At 69.7% G+C, this 19177-nt stretch carries 19 protein-coding genes; 10 read left to right on the top strand and 9 right to left on the bottom strand.

Going from position 1 to position 19177, the window contains the following annotated elements; all coding sequences use genetic code 11:
* Positions 1-56: 56 nt before the first annotated feature.
* Complete coding sequence (locus tag ABIA38_RS07290; RefSeq protein WP_424637618.1) at positions 57-1172, bottom strand: FAD-dependent oxidoreductase; 1116 nt, start codon at positions 1170-1172, stop codon at positions 57-59.
* A 60-nt stretch (positions 1173-1232) separates the two neighbouring features.
* On the opposite strand from ABIA38_RS07290, the gene ABIA38_RS07285 reads away from it, so the two are divergent.
* Positions 1233-1718, top strand: coding sequence for a MarR family winged helix-turn-helix transcriptional regulator (locus ABIA38_RS07285; RefSeq protein ID WP_424637617.1), 486 nt, complete (start codon positions 1233-1235; stop codon positions 1716-1718).
* A gap of 133 nt (positions 1719-1851) precedes the next feature.
* Here the strand turns inward: ABIA38_RS07285 and ABIA38_RS07280 are convergent, their stop codons facing one another.
* Complete coding sequence (locus tag ABIA38_RS07280; RefSeq protein ID WP_424637616.1) at positions 1852-2511, bottom strand: class I SAM-dependent methyltransferase; 660 nt, start codon at positions 2509-2511, stop codon at positions 1852-1854.
* 216 nt (positions 2512-2727) lie between these two features.
* Here ABIA38_RS07280 and ABIA38_RS07275 point away from each other — a divergent pair, with 216 nt between their 5' ends.
* Both ABIA38_RS07275 and ABIA38_RS07270 read left to right on the top strand, forming a co-directional pair.
* The gene (locus ABIA38_RS07275; protein ID WP_424637615.1) at positions 2728-3096 is read left to right on the top strand and encodes a VOC family protein; all 369 of its coding nucleotides are present in this window, start codon (positions 2728-2730) and stop codon (positions 3094-3096) included.
* 190 nt (positions 3097-3286) lie between these two features.
* Positions 3287-3808 carry a HEAT repeat domain-containing protein gene (locus ABIA38_RS07270; protein WP_424637614.1) on the top strand — a complete coding sequence of 174 codons (522 nt, stop codon included), beginning with the start codon at positions 3287-3289 and terminating at the stop codon, positions 3806-3808.
* A gap of 340 nt (positions 3809-4148) precedes the next feature.
* On the opposite strand, the gene ABIA38_RS07265 is transcribed toward ABIA38_RS07270, so the two are convergent.
* From ABIA38_RS07265 to ABIA38_RS07255, 3 genes are all read right to left on the bottom strand, one after another.
* Positions 4149-5150: a hypothetical protein gene (locus ABIA38_RS07265; RefSeq protein ID WP_424637613.1), complete on the bottom strand. Its 1002-nt coding sequence runs from the start codon at positions 5148-5150 to the stop codon at positions 4149-4151.
* 207 nt (positions 5151-5357) lie between these two features.
* Complete coding sequence (locus ABIA38_RS07260) at positions 5358-6314, bottom strand: aldo/keto reductase (protein WP_424637612.1); 957 nt, start codon at positions 6312-6314, stop codon at positions 5358-5360.
* A gap of 151 nt (positions 6315-6465) precedes the next feature.
* Positions 6466-7095 carry a class I SAM-dependent methyltransferase gene (locus ABIA38_RS07255; RefSeq protein ID WP_424637611.1) on the bottom strand — a complete coding sequence of 210 codons (630 nt, stop codon included), beginning with the start codon at positions 7093-7095 and terminating at the stop codon, positions 6466-6468.
* Between the two features lie 409 nt (positions 7096-7504).
* Here ABIA38_RS07255 and ABIA38_RS07250 point away from each other — a divergent pair, with 409 nt between their 5' ends.
* On the top strand, positions 7505-7999 hold the full coding sequence (locus tag ABIA38_RS07250; RefSeq protein WP_424637610.1) for a peptidylprolyl isomerase: 495 nt from the start codon (positions 7505-7507) through the stop codon (positions 7997-7999).
* A gap of 162 nt (positions 8000-8161) precedes the next feature.
* Here ABIA38_RS07250 and ABIA38_RS07245 read toward each other — a convergent pair whose 3' ends face one another.
* Positions 8162-9067 (bottom strand): NADP-dependent oxidoreductase, encoded by a 906-nt coding sequence (locus ABIA38_RS07245; RefSeq protein ID WP_424637609.1) that lies wholly within the window; start codon positions 9065-9067, stop codon positions 8162-8164.
* Between the two features lie 798 nt (positions 9068-9865).
* A complete protein-coding gene (locus tag ABIA38_RS07240) occupies positions 9866-10393 on the bottom strand; it encodes a flavoprotein (RefSeq protein ID WP_424637608.1) in 528 nt (175 codons plus the stop codon).
* Between the two features lie 88 nt (positions 10394-10481).
* On the opposite strand from ABIA38_RS07240, the gene ABIA38_RS07235 reads away from it, so the two are divergent.
* Complete coding sequence (locus tag ABIA38_RS07235; RefSeq protein ID WP_424637607.1) at positions 10482-11678, top strand: helix-turn-helix domain-containing protein; 1197 nt, start codon at positions 10482-10484, stop codon at positions 11676-11678.
* Between the two features lie 424 nt (positions 11679-12102).
* Positions 12103-12741 carry an HAD family hydrolase gene (locus tag ABIA38_RS07230; RefSeq protein WP_424637606.1) on the top strand — a complete coding sequence of 213 codons (639 nt, stop codon included), beginning with the start codon at positions 12103-12105 and terminating at the stop codon, positions 12739-12741.
* Positions 12742-12866: 125 nt separating this feature from the next.
* On the opposite strand, the gene ABIA38_RS07225 is transcribed toward ABIA38_RS07230, so the two are convergent.
* On the bottom strand, positions 12867-13067 hold the full coding sequence (locus ABIA38_RS07225) for a hypothetical protein (protein WP_424637605.1): 201 nt from the start codon (positions 13065-13067) through the stop codon (positions 12867-12869).
* Positions 13068-13270: 203 nt separating this feature from the next.
* Between ABIA38_RS07225 and ABIA38_RS07220 the strand changes: the two genes are divergently transcribed.
* From ABIA38_RS07220 to ABIA38_RS07210, 3 genes are all read left to right on the top strand, one after another.
* Positions 13271-14497, top strand: coding sequence for a helix-turn-helix domain-containing protein (locus ABIA38_RS07220; RefSeq protein WP_424637604.1), 1227 nt, complete (start codon positions 13271-13273; stop codon positions 14495-14497).
* Positions 14498-14615: 118 nt separating this feature from the next.
* Positions 14616-14810, top strand: coding sequence for a hypothetical protein (locus tag ABIA38_RS07215; protein WP_424637603.1), 195 nt, complete (start codon positions 14616-14618; stop codon positions 14808-14810).
* A gap of 704 nt (positions 14811-15514) precedes the next feature.
* Positions 15515-15811 (top strand): hypothetical protein, encoded by a 297-nt coding sequence (locus ABIA38_RS07210; RefSeq protein ID WP_424637602.1) that lies wholly within the window; start codon positions 15515-15517, stop codon positions 15809-15811.
* A gap of 232 nt (positions 15812-16043) precedes the next feature.
* On the opposite strand, the gene ABIA38_RS07205 is transcribed toward ABIA38_RS07210, so the two are convergent.
* Complete coding sequence (locus ABIA38_RS07205; protein WP_424637601.1) at positions 16044-17039, bottom strand: winged helix-turn-helix domain-containing protein; 996 nt, start codon at positions 17037-17039, stop codon at positions 16044-16046.
* Positions 17040-17196: 157 nt separating this feature from the next.
* Between ABIA38_RS07205 and ABIA38_RS07200 the strand changes: the two genes are divergently transcribed.
* Entirely contained in the window at positions 17197-19164 is a 1968-nt protein-coding gene (locus ABIA38_RS07200) for a protein kinase domain-containing protein (protein WP_424637600.1), read from the top strand.
* The last annotated feature ends 13 nt before the right edge of the window (positions 19165-19177 follow it).

Here is a 19177-nt window from a genome sequence, read left to right as displayed (position 1 = left end):
CTTTCCACCCTAACGACCTGCTCGGCCGGGCTCTGCGGGCGGGCTCGGAACCGGACCTACTCGTAGTCACCTGCATGGTTCCGGGTGGCGGTGGCGACCGCGGCGAAGCCGTAGTCGAGCATTTCCGTCTCGTAGGACCGGACGGCGTCGAGCAGGGGTGAGCCCGACACCAGTCGGGAGGCGAGCAGGCTTGCGTCGTGGATCGCGGCTCCGGCACTGATTCCGACCGGGGGCATCGGATGTGCCGCGTCACCGACCAGGGTCACCGGTACCGGCGACCACAGCTCGGGGCGTTCGGAGGTCTGGATGCTCGTGGGCACGACGTACCCGAGTTCCCCCAGCCGGATCAGCGTGCTCAGCGAGGGGTCCCAGTCCGCGAGGGTTTTCGCTGCCGACTCCAACTGTTCCGCAGCGCCGAGTTCGAAGAATTCCGAGCCATGGAAACCGGCCGGGACGGTCACCGCCCACATGACGTAGTCATCGGCCGTCGGCAGCCCGAAATCCGCCGGATCGCGGCGAAAACGCTGTGCGGCCAGCGCGAGGCGGCGACCGTCCGGACCGGCCACACCCAGGAAACCTTCGAGCGCCGGCGGTGGCGTCAGCTCCCGCGCCCGAGTGGTCAGCGGCGTACGGCCGTAGATCAGTCGGGCGTCCTGCACGGTCACCGAGAAGTCGGGCAACAGCTGACGCCGGACGCCGGAATTGGCTCCGTCGGTGGCGACCAGGAGGTCGCCCTCGGCGGTGGAGCCGTCCGTGAGAAAGACTCGTACGGTGCCGTCGTCCAGTAGTTCGTAACGGGAGAATCCGGCCCCGAACCGGGTCGAGTCCATCAGGTCGCGCAGCATGATCCGGCGCAGCGTGAGCCGGTCGACCGTGATGCCGGCGGCGTCCGGGGGAAGCTCGATCTCGGTGACGTCCCGCAGATCGGGGCCGGCCATGCTGACGCTGCCGCCCTCCCGGCAGGACGTGGCGACGGCCTGCTCGTACGCCTCGGCGGGCAGCCACTCGCGCAGCGCGGCGTCCCCGTCGCCGTTGATGTGGATCCGGTATCCCTGCGCGCGGGCGTCGATGGCGGCATCCCGCTCGAAGAGCCGCACGTCATGGCCGTGCCGGCGCAGGCCGTGAGCGAGGCATGGGCCGGCCAGGCCGGCGCCGATGATCAGAACACGCATGATTAACCCTCTATTGAGACCATCTCAGATGAGACTTTCTCGGATGCTAGCATCGCGCCCATGGAAGCTCCACCGTTTGATCCGGCCGCACTCGGACTGCTGATGTTCCGTGCCCACCAGCTCGCCCGCGCGAGCGCCAACCAGGCGGCCCGACCGACCGGCATCGAGCTACAGCACGCCGGCGTGCTGACCGCGGTCCAGGGAGGCCAAATCCGCAGCCAGCGCGAACTGGGCGCGGCACTCGGCATCGACAAGTCCACCCTGGTGCGGATCGTCGACGACCTGGAGCGCCGAGACCTGTTGAAGCGGCGACGGACGCCGAACGACCGCCGGGCGTACGAGATCATGATCACCGAGGAGGGCGAGCGGCGTCTGCAGGAGGCGGGCGAGCTGTATCGCGGCGCGATGCTCGAACTGCTCGACGTGCTCGACACCCGGCAACAGCAGCAACTGCACGATCTGCTGGCTCTCTTCGTCGCACAGGATCGGAACGAGGAGACGACCCGCAGTAAAGAGACGACCGGAGTGAAGAGACGACCGGAGTGAAGAGACGACCGGAGTGAAGAGACGGCCGCAGTGAAGAGACGGCCGCAGTGAAGCGCCGACCCGAGGACTGCCGAGCCCATCCGTGACGGAGCGTCGAGTTCGACCGGACGGACTCGGACAGGAAGCCCTGTGCCTACGGCCGTTCGGGTTTTTGGGCCAGGAAGGTGGCGGCTGCTCTCTTGGTTGTCTGGGTGGGTTCCTGGATCAGTTGTGCGGTGATGGTGAGGCCGGCTCGGGTCAGCAGGGTGGCGATTCGGGCTGCCGGCAGTAGGTGGGACTCGTAGGTCACCGGATGGCCGCCGTATGCCTGCGTGGGGCGTACATGTTCGTCGTTGCCGACGTGGCCGGCCAGCATGAGGTGGGCTCCGGGGGCCAGGGTGCGGTGGAACTCGGCGTACAGGATGGGCAGCGACTCCGGTGGGGTGTGGTGCGTCGAGTAGTAGGCCAGGATGCCGCCGAGTTCGTTGTCGCGGATCGGTAGTTCGGTCATCGAGCCGACCGCGAAGTCCAGGGTCGGATACGCCCGTTGGGCGAGCTCGATCATGTTCGGGGACAGGTCGATGCCGCGTGCGGGTACGCCCAGGGCGGCCAGATGTGCCGTGATCAGGCCGGGGCCGCATCCCAGGTCGGCGACCGGGCCGAGGTTGGTGGTCTGCGTGAGTTCGGCGAACGTGGCCAACATCGCGCGGGACAGCGGGTCCAACTCCGTTGGCCGCTTGACGAGTTGTGCGTAGTCGGCGGCGACGGTGTCGTACGACTTCCGGATGGCGGCGAGGTAGGAGGGTTCGGTCATCCGGGCGACTCTAGTGCCGCGCCCGGCACTAGAGGAGGAGGGCGACATCGAGGGTGGCTCCGATGATCGCTCCGATTTTCGCTCCGGTGTCGAGGCGGTCGACGTAAGCGGCAACCAGCCGGCATGTGGGTTGAGGTGAACTGGGTTGCACGGGTTCGGGGATGGTCAATACGGTGTGGCGCCATACGAGATGCGAGTGGTTGTCAGGGAGTGGATATGCCCCCGTTGATGAAGTTGGCAGCGATAACCCTCGACTGTGCCGATCCCGAGGCGTTGGCCGCGTTTTATCGGCAGGTCACCGGGTTTGAGCCGCATCCGAAGTCTGATGGCGACTTTGCCGGGCTCACTCGGGAGGATGGACTCTTTATCGGCTTTCAGCGGGTTGATGGCTATCGGGCTCCGAGTTGGCCCGATCAGGCCGTGCCGCAGCAGGTGCATCTTGATTTCGCGGTCGATGATTTCGATGAGGCCGAGGCGCTGTTGCTGGCGTTGGGGGCGACGAAGCCGGAGTACCAGCCCAACGGCGAGCGAGGGCGGGTCTTGGTCGATCCGGCTGGGCATCCCTTTTGCCTGACCGGAGCTTGAGGGCGAGAGCACCGCTCTCGGTTGCCGGGAAACGACCGGGCCCTGCATCCATCGAAGCGGGGTGAACTCTACGGATGGGCGGGCGACCTCGAACAGATCCCGAGCAGACCGCCGAGCAGACCGCCGAGCAGACCGCCGAGCCGACCAGAGACGCTTGCTGCGCAGATCGGCGCGCTGCGATCATGGATATGTGGCAAGCCGCAACGAACCGGTCGACTGGCAGGCACTGGCCGACAGTATCGGCGCTGATCCGAACACCGGTGGTGAGCGCACCGCTCGCCGGGCGATCGCCTTTCTGCTGGGTGACGAGGCGATTCGTGGGGCGGTGGATTGGTACGTCGAGGGTCTCCCGGCCTCCGAACACGCGCGTTCGGTCCTGCGGCTGCTGCAGCCCGACGCTGCTCGATCCCGCTGCCTGGAGATCTACCGCACCGACCCGGATCCGGAACGTCGGCATCTCGCGGTCGAGTTGCTGCGTGTCGTCGCCACGGCTGACGACCTCCCGCTGGTCGGTGAGTTCCTTGCTGACGCCGATCCGGCCGTCCAGACCTGGGGCATCGGCATCCTCGACCAGCTTCTGTTCCGCGGCCAGGTCGACGCCGACGACGCGGAGCCCTTTCTGCGGGCCGCGGAGCATCACCCGAATCCCCAGGTCCGCGAAAAGCACACCTTCTTGGTCGAGTTCCTGGGATCCCCTGGGCGTCGCGATTGAACGCCGGCGTCGAGCCTCGCCGGCAGTTCGTCCACGCGCCGGCAGCTCGTCCACGCGCCGGCACGCCCCTCACCGGCCGGGTAGTCGATCCCGTAGTCAACCCCCGAAGGGCTTAAGGCGCCGACCACTGAGGGGTGGCCGGCCGCGCCGCGGCGGCGGACCGTACGTCGGCATCCTCCATCGGGTCGTCGCGCAGCTCCGCGATTCGCGCCCGGGTGGTGGGGTTGTCCGGTGCGTGGGCGATGGCCAGGAGTCGGGCCTGCTCCTGGCAGTCCCAGAGGGACTCGGTGTGGGCGCGGTCCAGGCCTTGGGTCGCCTCGATGGCGGCCAGCGCTGCCAGTTAGGCGGGCCGCTCGTAGGAGTGCGGGGTGTGCAGCCAGAGCCGGCGCAGGTCCGGCGCCGCCTCGACGGCTGCCGGTCCGAAGCGGGCAAGTTGCCTTGCTGTGGCTTCGGGACCACACCAGGTGCGGGTCCGCCACTGCTCGGCGAGTTCGGCCACGAGGGTCGGCAGCGCCTCGGGGACGAGCTGGTCGGCGAGGACGTCCCGACCGAGTCGGGCCAGCCACGCGCGCTCGTCGCCCGCCCAGCGGCGCGCCGCCGGAATGGCCAGGGCGCCGAGGTGTTCGACGGCCCGGCGGAGTCCGACCAGGGGGAGGCGGCCGTCCGGGGTGACGAGTGAGGGTACGAGCGGGATCAGCTCCTCCACCGGATCCCGGCGGCGCAGCTCGCGGAAGGCGTCGAATCGGACCCGGTCGTCGGGCGGGGCTCCGGTCAGCAGGTCGAGCAGTTCGCCGTCCGTGTGCTCGCTCAGATCGTGCGGGGCCGGCCGCGGGTGGGGTTGTTGGATCGCGATCCCGAACCGGGTCCACGGCTCGGTGCACCACGGCGGCTCCGGCTCCGAGCCGATCCGCGCCCGGGCGACCTCGCCCAGGTCTTCCCACCAGGCCTCCGGCCGGCGATCCGAGACCGACTCCAGGACCGGGACCCAGTGCACGCCTTCCCGAATGTAGGAGCGCAGCCCGTCCCGAGCTTCGTCCGAGCCGCCCAAGGCGAGTAGCACCAGCACGTCGACGGCCCGAGAGCACTCGTCCTCGGACCCCGACAACCACTCCACGATCCGCGTCGGCGACAGTTCCAGGTCTCGGACCAACCGCGCCAGGTACAGGGCTCGTTCGTCGACGAGCCCGTCCCAGGTCCAATCCCGCCGAATTCCGTCGTACACGAACGGCGCGCCCGCCGCAGGATCCGGTCGGGCCCGTACGGCGCCCAGGCCCTGCCCTCGTTGCAACTGCCCTTCGAGGGAGTGGGGGTGGGCGTAGAACATCTCGTCTTCGTCGTTCATCACCCGGAACCCTGCCCGACCGCACACCCGGCCGCCACGCAATATCCGCCCGCCCACCCCGCGGGCCGACCTGTCGAGAACCGGCTCGCGGGGTGGGCGGGTTGCTTCACCCGTCGAACGCCGGGCGGCAACGGGCCGCCTCACCGGGGGAGCCGGAACCCGTTTCGCCGACGTGCCTTGCGCAGCGCCCGGATTCTCCCGAACGGCTCAGACCACGGCGGGCCCCGCGTCGAGGACCGCGTCGATCTCGGCCAGTTCCTCGGAGGTCGGCACCCACTGCCCGGCGGCGGCGTTGGCGCGTACCTGCTCGGCGCTGCTTGCCCCGGCGATGACCGAGCCGCAGCCGGGTCGGGCGGCGAGCGCGCCCACGCCGATCTCAAGGACGCTCCGGCCGTGCATCTCGCCCCAGGCGGCGAGGCGTTCGACCGTGTCGAGGCCGGCGTCGGTCACCCGCTCGGGCCGCGACGCCAGGCGCGAGCCCGCGGGCACGCCCGTGGCCCGGCGCACCTTCCCGGTCAGCAGGCCGTTGGCAAGCGGGTAGAACGGCAGTACACCGAGTCCGTAGTGCCGCGCCGCAGGCACCACCTCCCGCTCCGCGCCGCGTTCGAGCAGCGACCATTCGTTCTGGGCCGAGACGAACGGGACGGCCCCGATCTCCCGGGCCACGTGCGCGGCCTCGGCGATCTGCCAGCCGGAGAAGTTGGAGTGCCCGATATAGCGAACCTTGCCTTCGCGTACCAGCTCGCTGAGCGCGGCGAGTGTCTCGGCGATCGGGGTGCGCGGGTCGGGGGTGTGCAACTGGTAGAGGTCGATGTGGTCGGTCTGGAGGCGACGCAGCGACTCCTCGACCGCGCGCCGGATGTAGGCCCGTCCGCCCTTCGCCCCGGCCGCCGGCCCGTATCCCAGATCCGCCTGCTGGTAGCCGAACTTGGTGGCGAGCACGACCTCGTCACGCCGCCCTTTCAACGCCTGGCCGAGCAGCGTCTCGGAGCCGCCCCCGCCGCCGTACATGTCGGCGGTGTCGAAGAGCGTCACCCCGGCGTCGAGTGCCGCGTCCACCACCGCCAGTGTCTGTGCCGCGTCGAGACGTCCGCCGAAGTTGTTGCAGCCGAGTCCGACCACGGAGACGAGGAGTCCGCTGTTGCCGAGCGTTCGATATTCCACGGGACCACTCTAGTTCCGGCACGTCAGGGCAGACTGGCCGGCACGCCAACAAGAATGGCCGGCCCGTCGCCCGGTCACTGATCGACCCACCGAGCGCATCGGGAACCACTCGTCTGGTGCCGGGTGCGGCACTAGGGCTTGAAGACACGCCCTAGCGGAGGCGGGCGAGCAAGTGGGCGTCGAGGAAGCCTCGTTCGGAGGCCGGATCGTGGAGCAGGCGGGCGAACGGGACGAGCCCGGCCTCGGCCAGCAGCGCTGCGAGGCGGTCCGCCGGCCAGCTGTAGGCGGGTGTCACCTTGTGGTCGAACCGGACCGGCTCGGGGCCGTCGGTCCCGAAGAACGAGACCAGGAGCAGCCCGCCCGGTGCCAGGACACGCACCTGTTCGGCGAGCAGCGCGGGCAGTTCCCGGGGTGGGGTGTGGATCATCGAGTAGTGGGCCAGTACGCCGCCGAGCGTGCCGTCCTCGACCGGCAGGGCCTCCATCCGCGCCTCGTCGAACCGCAGCGCCGGCTGGGCCCGCCGGGCGTGGTCGACCATGGCCGGGGAGAGGTCGAGCCCGAAGGCGTCCAGCCCCAGGTCGTGCAGCATGGCCGTCAGATGCCCGGGCCCGCACCCGACGTCGGCCGCCCGTAGGTTCCCCGTACCGCGCACCAGCTCGGCGAAGGTGCCGATCATGGCCCGCGAGAACGGCTGCGTCTCCAGCCGATCGGCGAACATCGACGCGTACAGCTCGACGACCCCGTCGTAGGCCGCCCTGGTCTCGTCCTGGTGCTCCGCCATGGGAAGGAAGCTAACACTCACCGTCCGCAGCCGTTCTCCGACCCCGTGCCGAATGCCGCGCCCGTCGATCACGGGCACGGGTACCGGCACGGGCACGGGCACGGGCGAGCAATGGTGGCGCGTGCCGGCCGGTCCGGCCTTCGTCGAGTGGGTGACTTGGTCGACCACCGGCGAGCGCGTCCCATGTCGAAGGCAAGGGCTGCTCAGGTCGGCCCTGGTACGGGCCGGTTCGTGTCGGGTGAGGTGAGACGGGGTGAGATGGGGTGGGCGACCGGCATCCCGGGTTGGATTTTGGGCGGCCTTTTCGGAACGATGCCGTGCCTTTGGTGGACCGTTCCGGACGGCCTTGGCACGCCGTCGGCGACCCGTCGACCGGGCGGTGGCGGTGAGTACGGCAAGATGGTGCCTCATGAGCAACGTCTACTTCGACATCACCATCGACGACGCGCCTGCGGGCCGCATCGTCTTCGCCCTCTTCGACGAGGTCGTTCCGAAGACCGCGCGGAACTTCCGCGAGCTCGCCACGGGCGAGCACGGCTTCGGCTACGCGGGCTCGCCCTTCCACCGGGTGATCCCGCAGTTCATGCTTCAGGGTGGCGACTTCACCCGCGGCAACGGCACGGGCGGCAAGAGCATCTACGGCGAGAAGTTCGCCGACGAGAACTTCACCCTCAAGCACGACCGCAAGTACCTGCTGTCCATGGCGAATGCCGGTGCGAACACCAACGGTTCGCAGTTCTTCATCACCACGGCCATCACCTCGTGGCTCGACAACAAGCACGTCGTCTTCGGCGAGGTCGTCGAGGGTAAGGAGCTGGTCGACCGGATCGAGGCCCTGGGCTCGAGCTCGGGTGCCACCAAGAGCAAGATCGCGGTCGCCGCTTCGGGCGTCGTCGAGGGCTGAGCCCCCGCGCCTCGGGGCGCGGCGCTTCGGGTGATCCCGACGCGCCGCGCCCCGGGCGGTTCGGGATCGGTCTGCTACGTCCCCGTCCGGACCGACTCGGGGGCAAGTGGCCGCCCCCGGGCCTCCTGGTCGGTGCGAGGCCCGGAGCGCCGGGTGTGTGGCTCAGAAGGTCACGGTGATTTTTCCGGCCAGGCCACCCTGGCGGAAGCGTTCGTGTGCGGCCTGGACCTCGTGAAGCCCGAAGGTGGAGTGCACGCGCGGTCGCAGGTAGCCACCGTCGACGAGCTTGGTGAGCTCGGCCAGTCCCGCGCCGTCCTCGCGTACCTGGTTGATGGTCGTGCGAACACCGCGTGCGGACAGGTCGGGGACCGGGCCGGCTTGGGTGGCGATCGACGCGTACCGACCGTGGTCGACCACGGCCTCGGTGGCGAAGGCCCCGAACGTATCGAAGACCGCGTCGTAGCTGCGGTCTTGAAGAGCGCGGTGGTCGGTGGTGACGAAGCCGGCGCCGTGGTCACGGGCGAAGTCGACATGCGCGTCTCGGGATACCAGCGCATCCACTTCGACGCCTCGGGCACGGGCGATCTGCAGCGCCAAGCCGCCGACCGCGCCCGCGGCGCCGGCGATCAGCAGCCGTTCCCCGGCGGACACCGCCAGCCAGTCCAGGGTCTGCAAGGCCGTGAGCCCGGGCAGTGGCAGGGTGGCCGCCTCGACCAGGCTGATCGCCTGCGGCGCGACGGCTACCGCGTGTGCGGGAAGGGCGACCAGATCGGCCCAGGTACCTCGACCGGAGTCGAGCTGGTGCGACATCGCGATGACGCGCTCCCCGGCCCGCAGTTCGCTGCCGCCGCCGTCCACGACGATGCCCGCGAGCTCCCAGCCGAGCATCATCGGCAGCGGCGGCGTTCCGTCGCCGATGGCCCCTTCCCGTGTCTTGTCGTCGACGGGATTGATGCTGGTCGCGATGGTCCGAATCAGTACATCCCCGACGTTCGGTTCCGGTTGGGGGACCTCGACGATGCCGAGGACGTCGGGTGTGCCGAAACGATCGATCTGTATGGCGCGCACGGAGAGCCCTTCACGCTGGTACTGCCGACGCACGATGCAACACGCCTGATGATCATGGGATTCCCGGCCCGGGCGCCCTCGGTGACCGGTGATCGGTGATCGGTGACAGCCGGGCGGGCGGCTTCGTGCCCCCTGTAGGAGTTCGCGGCGAGCCCGCCGACCGGCCCCTGCCGGGGACGTGTTCCGCTTCGGTGCGGTGCGCCCGGGCCGTTCGGCACGGGATGGGCTGAGGTCGTCCTGCGCCGGATCGTGCGTGTGCCGTCCCCCGTCGTACTCACCCGCCTCGCCGCTTCGCTGTCCGTGTTCGCTGGGCCGTCTCACCTGGATCGGGAGTGTGGGATCCCGACCCTGAACGCGCCGGGCCCAACTATGGTGATAGCAAGGCGGGTTCGCCTCGCTGACAAGACGGGTGGAGGACGATCTGGGGTGGGGGACCGAGCGTGCCGGACAGGGACGGGCCGATGGCACGATGCAACTGAACGAAAACGACGTTACCCGCCGGTAGATCCCCAGGTCAGGCAGTATCCGCCCCGCGCACGCGGGGATGAGCCCGGATCCTCCACCGGATTCGAGGTGGGCCCGGGATCCGCCCCGCGCACGCGGGGATGAGCCCAGACCGCCTGGGCCCGCGCGGTCCTCGCCGACATCCGCCCCGCGCACGCGGGGATGAGCCACACGGCCGGAGTCCGCGACCCGCTGTGTGCCCCGCGGCTCCGGGTGCCGCCGCCGCGTCGGGGTGGGGATCCGGTTGTCTGGTTCCGGCACGGTCTTGGCCCGCAGCCGCACGGTGTGTCGCCGCTAGGGGTGGGCGAGCGGGAGCCGGTCTGCGATTGCCGCCCAATCCACCGGGTCGTACCCGTTGAGCGGCCGGCCGCCGGGGCCGACGTGGATCGAAACGTCGCCGTCCCGCAGGATCTCGACACTCCTGGAGTACGCCGGGTGCGCGGCGAGTGTGTCCTTGAGCCAGGGCACCGCGACCGTCGGGATACGCGCACCCAGTGCCTCTGCGAGGGTGCCCAGCGCAACGTTGTCGGAGATGCCCAGTGCCCACTTGTTGAGTGTGTTGAAGGTCAGCGGACATGCGAGCAGCGCGTTGGGCGGAGGAAAGGGCCGGTCCTCGCCCGGCCTGCGATCGCGCGTGCGCGGATGCCGACCGGCTGCGGCGGCCAGTGCGTCGAGGCTGTCTTCCAACCAGCCGGCCGCCGCCGGGGTGAGCGTCAGGCACGGATCCCAGCCTCGATCTCGAACTTCGGTGAGGAGCGCGGCAATACCGAGCACGGGCGGCGCCGCGCCGGCAACGATGTACAACACCGGGGAATCACTCATGCGTTGGAGAATAGAAGGGGGCCATGAGGTAATCGGTCGCATACGCTACGTAGATACCCGCGGATCGAAGTATCGAAGTGGAGCCGGCATGAGCCGCAGCGACGAGCACACCGGCGCGCGGATCGCCACCTACCGAAAGTTGCGTGGCCTGACGCAGCAGGCTCTTGCCAGGCAGGCCGCCGTTTCGTACAGCCTGCTCACGAAGGTCGAGTCCGGTCACAAGCCGGCGACGCCGGCGCTGATCGCGGCTTGTGCCCGCGTGTTGCGGGCGAGTTCCTTCGATCTGACGGGTCAGCCCTATCTGGCCGACTTGCGGCGAGATCGGATCGGGGAGCTGGTTGAGCCGATCCGAGCCGCGATGCAGAACTGGGATCTGGCTCTGGACTGGGACGGCGCGCCGCGAAGCGTCGAGGCACTGATGGTGGACGTCGCGCGGGCAATGACTCGCCGACGGGATGCCCACTACGGGCCGATGGCTCAGGATCTACCCGCCCTGATCGATGATCTCGTGTATGCCTCCCAGGTGTTCGCCGGTGACGATCGACGCCGCGTGTGCTCACTTCTCGCAGACGTATACCGATGCGTGCACACCCTCGCCTACAAGCTTGGCGTGACGGACCTGGGCACGGTCGCCTTGGAGCGGCCGGCGTGGTGCGCTCCGCAGGCCGACGACTCGTGCCTGCCCGCGCTGCGTTCTTTCCTGCGGGTGCAGTCGACGTTCACGACGGGCCGTCACGACGTGGGACGGTGCCTCGTTGACGCGACTCAGCAGGCCCTCGCCCAGGAAACCGCGCGTGATTCGGGTGGCGCGTCGGCGGCGCTGACCGGCGCTCTGGATTTGCAGGCGGCAGTTCTGGCGGCGCGTGAGGGAAACGCGGACCAGGCTACGGCCCGGCTTGCCTCGGCGAGGGATCTGGCCGCTCGTTCGGGCGAGTTGCCGCACTATGGTTTGGCCTGGGGCCCTGCGAACGTCGCTGTACACACCGTGTCGGTGAACGTCGACCTGGAGCGCCCGCACGTCGCCATCGCAGCGGCCGAAGGTGTCGTCCTGCCTCCGGACTGGCCGAAGTCGCGGGCCGGGCACCACTGGATCGATCTCAGCCGTGCATACCTCTGGGCCGGCCTGCCGGACAAGGCGATGGATTGCCTGGTGAGCGCACGGTCGGTGTCGCCGCAGCAGACTCGCTACCATCCTGCGGCGCGTGAGACGGTCGCCGCGTTGGTTCGCCACAAGCGCCTGGTGGCAGGGTCGTTGATTGGCTACGCGTCCTGGATTGGCATGTGAGAGGACCTTTCACCTCCTCCGCGCGGAAGTCGCCGCGAACGACAGGATCATCGCGGCCCGGAACGCCGCGATGCCGGTCCCCGACTGGCTGCCCGCAGCCATGCGCGAGGGCGAAACGCTCTGGCAGGGGCGGCCATTGCACGCATGCGAGGTAATCGCGCGGTGGCGGCAGGCATGACGGGGCAGGCCGCGCGATCCACTCCCGCGCATGGCCCCACGCACGCGGGGATGAGCCCTCTCGGCGCGCGACATTCCCCTGGACGAACAGATCTGCCCCGCGCACGCGGGTGATAGGCATGCCGTCCAGGGTGGTATCGCATCGCCCGTGATCGATAGCTGGCGCACACGACCGGCGTGCAGGGCGAGGATGCGCCCTGCGGCATCCGGATGTCGGTCGACCTGCTCGCCTCCTACCCTGGCCCGCATGATCAAGAGTGTCGTTTTCGACGTCGGTGAGACTCTGACCAGCGATGCCCGGTTCTGGGGGCGCTGGGCCGAGTGGATCGGCGTCCCGCCGCACACCATGTCGGCGCTCGTCGGTGCGGTGACCGCGCTCGGCATGGACAACGCCGAGGCGTTGCGGCGCATCCGGCCCGGGTTCGACCTGGTGGCGGAGCGGGCCGCGAGCGAGGCGGCCGGTGTCGGCGAGCGGCTCGATGAGTCGGACCTGTACCCCGACGTGCGGCCGGCTTTGACCGGACTGCGCGCCGCGGGCATGTGGGTGGGTATCGCCGGCAACCAGACTCGGCGCGCGGGTGAGTTGCTGCGGGAACTGGACCTGCCGGCGGACGCGTTGGCGGTCTCGGAGGAGTGGGGTGTCGCCAAGCCCGACCCGGCCTTCTTCGATCGCCTGGTGGAGTGGGCTCCCGGTGACGCCCACGAGATCCTGTACGTCGGCGACCACCCCGCGAACGACCATGTCCCGGCCCGGGCCGCCGGATTGCGGACCGCGCTGGTGCGACGTGGGCCGTGGGGCTATCTGTGGGCGGGTGACCCGGATGTGAACCGGGCGGATTGGACGGTGGACAACCTCACGGATCTGGTGCGTCTGATCGAGCGATAGACGAGCGATCCGACCCTCGGGCGCTGCGTCCCCGGGTACCGTGCGCGGGTGGCCACCCGGCGATGTGCGCCGCGATCGACGCATACGACATCCCCGGCGACGGCCCGGTCCGTTCCCTGTCCGAGCTACGGCAGGCCGTGGACGCGGTCGTGGATCGACGCCTGGCCTCCCAATACTCGCTGCCGGCGCACGATTTCCGCGTCGTGGCCCATGCCGACGACGAGAGCTGCGGCAGTGCGGCGGCCGGTGGCGGTGGAGCGGGAGACGGCCGTGGCGTCCGCGGTCGGGCCGTCGGTGCCTTCGCGGGTGGCTGTTCCGATCCGCATGCCGTCTCCTCTTGGTTGGATGGTGATGCCCTGCGGCTGCGGGGGCCGCCGCCACTGTGGTGGGGGATTCGGTTGCCCGGTTTCGGCCCGGTTCGGCAGCTGCCGGGTGTCGATGCCACGGCTGGTGCATCTGATCGTGGCTTCACACCTCGAAATCCCGGCGTACCTTGGCAGCAGGCCTACTTACCACCCCGGGGGCATTCATGGATGTGCCGGCTGACCTGACGATGGGCGAGCGGATCGAGTGGCTGCGGACACGGCGCGGCATGAGCCGACCTGTGCTCGCAGGCCTGTGTGGTCGCGGCCCGGACTGGCTGAAGAAGATCGAATCGGGCGAGCGCGAGTTGCGTGACTACAGGCTGATGTTGCGGTTGGCGTCTACTCTCGGGCTGACGGATCTAGGAGTCCTCACCGGCACCGGAGAGGTGATGCAGCCCGTGTCGCCGGCTCTGCACCACGAGTCGATCCCAGGTATCTGGGCCGCCGTCAAGAAGCGCAACTACTCGGCTGTTCATCCGGTCGAACCACCGGATGTAGCGGCTCTTCGTTCGCGCGTCGATGCCGCCTGGAGACTCTGGCACGGCTCGCAGTACAACCGCACCGAGGTCGGCGCGCTCCTGCCGGATCTGATCGGCGACGGTGAGGTTGCGGTTCGCGTGCTCGACGGCCCCGAGCGACGCGAGGCGTATGCCGTCCTGGCCACGATCTACCACCTCGCGCAACAGCACATCGCCTACATCGCGCCCGCCGAGTTGGTGTGGGTGGTCGCAGACCGCGGCATGTCGTCCGCGCAGTACGCCGACACTCCGGAGGCGCTCGCGGGGGCCGCCTGGTGCTATGGCAACGCCCTGCGGGAGACGGCCGACGGCGACGAGGCATTGGCCGTGGTGATCGACGCGGCCGAGGCGATGCGGCCCCACCTCGACGACCTGGGCGAGAACGCAAGGGGCCTGTACGGCGCGCTGCACCTGCATGCCGCGATCACGCACGCGAAGTACGGCCACGACGGGGACGCCTGGGCGCATTGGCAGCGCGGCGACGCCATGGCGAAGAGCCTGCCCGCCGGCTACCTGCACCCGTGGACGGTGTTCGGGCGGACGAACGTGGACATTCACGCGGTCTCGGTGGCGGCCGATCTGCTGCGCGCGGGAACGGCGTTGGAGTACGCGGATCAGGTCGACCCGGAGACCATGCCGTCGATGGAGCGGCAATCGCGTCTGTGGACCGAGAGTGCGCGGAGCCACGTCCAGCGGGGCGAACACACGGCGGCGCTGCACCTGATGCAGCGCGCGGTGGGGGTGGGACCGGAGGCGGTGCGGTTCACGCCGGCGGCTCGTGGCGTGATCGCGGAGTTGTGGCGGACGACGCGTGGTCCGCTCAGGCGCGAGGTCGTGCAACTCGCGGAGGACGTAGGCGTCATCGGGAACTGATGGCGGAACGACACAGGGACGGATTGGCCCATTCGGAGGTAGGGACAATCTGTCCCTGTCTTTGTGTGCGCTCTCGCCTACGGTCGCGTGACTGTCCGCCGCGATCGCGAGGGATGCCATGACCCAGCGCCAATGCAGGCACGCCGCGCTCACACCGAACGTCCGGCCTACGCTCGACGCCGCCACCGACGAACTGCGGGTGCGGATAACCCTGTACGTCGTGGACGAGCCGATCGGGGACCTGGATCTCGCCCTGTCGGGACCCGAGGTCGACGGCCTGCTCGACGTGGTCTGCCCGGCGGTGGCGAAGTGATCCCGGACCGTCAGGACGGCGGAGCGTACATCGGCCCGTCCGGTGACCCGCACCGCCCGAACCGGATTACGCTCCTCGGCCGCCCTTTGGTGGACGTGACACACGACGAACTCGTAGCGCTCCAGCACGAGATCCGGGCCTACCTGCTGTACCCGATCCCCGGCCCGCCGTCGCGGCGCTTGTCCAACTTGGGCGGCTGACGAACTGTCCCCTGCCGCCGCCCGTTCCCGACCGCATCGGGCGGGCGGCACCCGGTCCCACAGTCCTGGGCGCGGCTGCGGGACCGGGCCCCCTCATCCTTGCCCGGCCGGGTGAGGCACCACGCCCTGACCGCCGCCCGCCGACCCGGTTCGAGGGGAGCGCCATGTATTGGACCAGCGACCGTCCGGCCGCCGTCGAGCAGCGCGCCCGCCGGGAGTGCTGTCGCGCCGGTGCGGCTGCGGTCCGCGACGCTGTTACCGACGCCAACCGTGCCGGTGTGCCCGTCGACACGATCGCCGTCACCAGCGGGTTCTCGCCGGGCTACGTCCGCATGATTTTGGACCGTGAGCACGCCGCGCCGAGCCGCGGTTGGGCGCACGGGGTCCAGGGCGATCGCGCGGCCGGACCGCCCCCATGACCTTCGCCCGGCCAGGAGTTCACGCTCTGGGCCAGCCGGGGACCGGCCGGTCCCGCCCCTTTACCGCCGCCGTCCAGGAGAGACCATGGCGCACCCCGAACCCGGATGGGTCCTGCTCGAATACGAATACGACCCCGGCCTCCTGCGGGCGCGCTACGAACTCCCCGACGGCCGAATCAAGTTCGAGACCTTCACCGTTCCGTCCCGGACGCTCCCCGTGCTGATCGCCGCGCTCCTGGTGCACGCGGACCAGAACGAGCGCAGCGACATCCTCCGCGCCGAGGTCGCCGCGAACGACAGGCTCGTCGCTGCCCGGAACGCCGCGATGCCGGTCCCCGACTGGCTGCCCGCGGCCATGCGTGAGGGCGAAACGCTCTGGTAGGGGCGGCCATTGCACGCATGCGAGGTAATCGCGCGGTGGCGGTAGGCATGACGGGGCAAGCCGCGTGACCAACTCTCGTGCATGGCCCCACGCACGCGAGGATGCATCCGCGATCCGCCCGGCGCAGGTGGGAATCTGTCCCCGGCTGCGGTGAGGCCGCGTAGTAGGGCGGGGTTTGGTGCTTTGGCGCCTCCGAGTCGCCGGATGTGGGGCGCGGGTGGGCCGGCCGGCCTCAGGCCTTGTTGTTCAGCAGCGTTGTGCCCAGCGTTGTTGGGGAGTGGTGCAGGGCGTTGCGGTGGCGGTGGGTGGTCAGTAGGGACGCCTCTCTCAGGGTGGTTATGTGTTGGGAGGCGGAGGCCAGGGAGATGTCGAGGTTGTGGGCCAGTTGGGATGTGGTCAGCCCTGGGGTGTCGGCGATGGATTGGAGGACTGCGGCTCTGGTCCGGCCCAGGAGTTTGGTCAGGGCGTTCGTGGCCTTGTGGAAGTGGCCTTCGGGGTCGGACAGCGGGTCGAAGTGGTCCGGGTCGCTCGGGATCGGGTAGACGAGGGTGGGGGTGTCGGTCTCGTTGAGCAGGGCGTGTGGGATCGGGCCGCTGAAGAAGTGGGGGCACAGGACCAGGCCTCGGCCGTTGAGGTGGAAGTCCCGATCCTGGTGGGCTGGGAGTTCGAGGATCGGGGCGTTCCAGTGGACCGTCGGGTGCAACGTGCCCAGTAGTGCGCCGACTCCGCCGGAAGCGAGGGTCAGGGCACGGTGGGTGCGGTCGGCCTGGAGGCGGTCGCGGATGTGTCGGGCGTGCGGGGCGATCGCCAAGTCGTAGTACTCCGAAAGCGCCGTGGTGACCTGGGTGAGGGTGTGCGGATCGCCGGCCGCCAGGGATCGGGTCCAGGTCGGGAGTGCGCGGGTCGTGGCGATCGCGGTGAGTTGGGTGCCGAGTCGTTGGCGCGGCGTACTCAGTACGGCCTCCACCTCGTCCCGGAAGGATGCCGCAGGGCGCGAAGGCGTGAGGAACGTCGGGATCGGGCCGTCGGCCGGGATGAGCGCGCCGAGTGGGGCCAAGTGCGCGGGCAGTCGGCCCAGTCTTCGGCGCCAGCCGCCGAATCTGACGGTACGGTCGCGGCGTTGGAGCAGTTGCAGGCTCAGGACGGTTTCGCACATGGTCAGGCGTTGGGACCCGGCGAGTACGACTCGGGCCAGGTCCTCGGCGGTGAAGTGGATCCGGATCGTCATTTGTTTCCCCTGTGTTGCTTCCTCGGATTCCTTCCTTCCCCTTCCGGCGTGAGGTTACCGGGGAGTTTCGGCTGCGGTTGAAGGATGGTGAGGGGTGGTGGGGGCGTTGGGCAGCGTTGTGCGCGGACTGCGTCACGCCCGGAGGGGAGACACCCAATTGCACGTTCGATACTCGGACTTCTGTCGGGCGGACAGGAGGTTCTACGACTCCCCGGACCGCTGCCGCTCGGGCCCGGACGCGCCTTCCACCCGACTGGGCGGCGAATACGTCGTGTTGGCCGAGCTGACGGGCATCCCGGGCGTGCCGTTTGTGCATGACCAGCACGTCCTGGGCGGCGCCCATGAGTTCGTTGCCGTGGAGTACCCCCTGGGGATCTCGCTGGATAGTTGGATGACTCTCAATTACCCGGACCCGGACCCGGGTCCGGACCCGGACCCGGACCCGGACTTGGATTTGGACCCGGATGCCGACGACCCCGAGCGGCCCGGCGTGGCCAAGTACCTGGAAGCCGTCGACCGCATCATCGCCCGATTGGCCGCGACGCTGGCCGCGATCCACGCGCGCGGGTACGTGTTCAACGATCTGCATCCCGGCAACGTGCTGATCGACGACGATCTGAACCCGTCGCTGATCGACTTCGGGGCCGCCCGTCCGATGCACGACACCGGGCCAAGTCCCGTTGGCACAGCCGGATTTGCCGCGCCCGGCGGGATTCGCGGCGTGGCGGCGGATCGGTATTCGCTCAACGCCGTCCGGCTGTTCCTCTACCTGCCGTTGAACAACCTCCTCGCGCTGTGTCCGGCCAAGGCGCCGATGCTGATCGCCGAGGCGCGGGAGCGGTTCGGCCTGGGCTACGACGTGGTGGTGCCGCTTGCCCGCGCCTTGGCCACCGGGTCGGACTCGGCTGCGTCCGGACTGCGGCCGGCCGGGCCTGAGTTGGCGTTCGGCTCGGCGGTCGGTCCGTGGGAGCGGCATACCGAGGCGCTGGTCGCGTCGATTCGGGCTGCGGCCACGCCTGATCGCCGGGATCGGCTGTTCCCCGGTGACATCGCCCAGTTCGTGCACGGTGGCGGCGGGATCGCGTTCGGCGCGGCGGGGGTGCTCGATACGCTCCACGCGGCCGGAGCCGACGACCTCGACCAGGCGGTGGATTGGCTCGAACGCGACCTTCGGGCGGGGCGTGGGCTGCGGTTCGGACTGTACGACGGCGCTGCCGGTGGCTGCCACGTGCTCTACAACCTGGGCCGTATCGATACCGCCCTGGCGCTCTACGACGACACCGTGGCCGCCATCCCAGCCACCATCGGCGTCACGTTGTTCGACGGCCTGGCCGGGATCGGCTTGACCGCCCTCGACTTCCATCGCCGCACCGCCGGCCAACGCAACTACCTCGACCACGCACGGGAGTTGGCCGAGGCGGTGGAGGCGGCCATCGCCTCCGGTGACCATCCCCCGCATCCATCGCATTCCCCGCATTCCCCGCATCCACCGGCCGAGGCCATACCGCGCGATCGCACTGGAAACGCCGTGGCGGACGTCACCCCCGGCCTGCTGTACGGGTGGTCCGGCCCCGCCCTGTTCCTGGTCCGGATGTACGAAGTCTCCGGCGACGAACGCTGGTTGCACGCAGCCCAGGCGGCGATACATCGCGACCTCGACGCGCACCGGCCGCTGCCCATCCGATCGCTGCCCATCCGGATGTTGCCCTCTCTGGCCACGGGCGGAGCCGGTATCGCGCTGGTCTGCGACCTGGTCCTCCGGCACCGCCACGACGATCGGCTCGCGGCCTCGGTGCCGGCGCTCGTGCCAGCCCGCGCGGACGATGCGTGCGTCGGCGGCGGGCTGTTCAACGGTCGCGCCGGACTTGTCGGGACGCTGCACGCGTTGGGCGCGCGCTCGCATCGGCCGCATCTGGCCGCGCGGGTCGATGCCGGCCTGCGGGCGCTGGATCTGTACGCGCTGACCGACGAGCACGGGCTGATCTTTCCCGGCGAGCGGAATCTGCGTGCCTCGCTCGATCTGGCCACGGGTTCCGCCGGTGTCCTGCGGCTGATCAACATGCTGGCTGGGCGTACCTCCGAGATCCTGCCGTTCACGGGTCCGGCGTCCTGGGCGGCGTCCTGAGCAGGGTCCTGGG

This window comes from Embleya sp. AB8 (assembly GCF_049739465.1).
In the GTDB taxonomy this organism is placed as follows: domain Bacteria; phylum Actinomycetota; class Actinomycetes; order Streptomycetales; family Streptomycetaceae; genus Embleya.
The sequence above is the reverse complement of the archived record's forward strand: the minus strand, read 5'-3'. Positions and strand labels throughout refer to the sequence as shown.

Bases quoted from the DNA above. Each gene is read 5' to 3' on its own strand.
- ABIA38_RS07290 (WP_424637618.1), bottom strand. From the start codon at position 1,172: ATGCGTGTTCTGATCATCGGCGCCGGCCTGGCCGGCCCATGCCTCGCT.
- ABIA38_RS07285 (WP_424637617.1), top strand. From the start codon at position 1,233: ATGGAAGCTCCACCGTTTGATCCGGCCGCACTCGGACTGCTGATGTTC.
- ABIA38_RS07280 (WP_424637616.1), bottom strand. From the start codon at position 2,511: ATGACCGAACCCTCCTACCTCGCCGCCATCCGGAAGTCGTACGACACC.
- ABIA38_RS07275 (WP_424637615.1), top strand. From the start codon at position 2,728: ATGCCCCCGTTGATGAAGTTGGCAGCGATAACCCTCGACTGTGCCGAT.
- ABIA38_RS07265 (WP_424637613.1), bottom strand. From the start codon at position 5,150: ATGAACGACGAAGACGAGATGTTCTACGCCCACCCCCACTCCCTCGAA.
- ABIA38_RS07255 (WP_424637611.1), bottom strand. From the start codon at position 7,095: ATGGCGGAGCACCAGGACGAGACCAGGGCGGCCTACGACGGGGTCGTC.
- ABIA38_RS07250 (WP_424637610.1), top strand. From the start codon at position 7,505: ATGAGCAACGTCTACTTCGACATCACCATCGACGACGCGCCTGCGGGC.
- ABIA38_RS07240 (WP_424637608.1), bottom strand. From the start codon at position 10,393: ATGAGTGATTCCCCGGTGTTGTACATCGTTGCCGGCGCGGCGCCGCCC.
- ABIA38_RS07235 (WP_424637607.1), top strand. From the start codon at position 10,482: ATGAGCCGCAGCGACGAGCACACCGGCGCGCGGATCGCCACCTACCGA.
- ABIA38_RS07230 (WP_424637606.1), top strand. From the start codon at position 12,103: ATGATCAAGAGTGTCGTTTTCGACGTCGGTGAGACTCTGACCAGCGAT.
- ABIA38_RS07225 (WP_424637605.1), bottom strand. From the start codon at position 13,067: ATGCGGATCGGAACAGCCACCCGCGAAGGCACCGACGGCCCGACCGCG.
- ABIA38_RS07220 (WP_424637604.1), top strand. From the start codon at position 13,271: ATGGATGTGCCGGCTGACCTGACGATGGGCGAGCGGATCGAGTGGCTG.
- ABIA38_RS07215 (WP_424637603.1), top strand. From the start codon at position 14,616: ATGACCCAGCGCCAATGCAGGCACGCCGCGCTCACACCGAACGTCCGG.
- ABIA38_RS07210 (WP_424637602.1), top strand. From the start codon at position 15,515: ATGGCGCACCCCGAACCCGGATGGGTCCTGCTCGAATACGAATACGAC.
- ABIA38_RS07205 (WP_424637601.1), bottom strand. From the start codon at position 17,039: ATGACGATCCGGATCCACTTCACCGCCGAGGACCTGGCCCGAGTCGTA.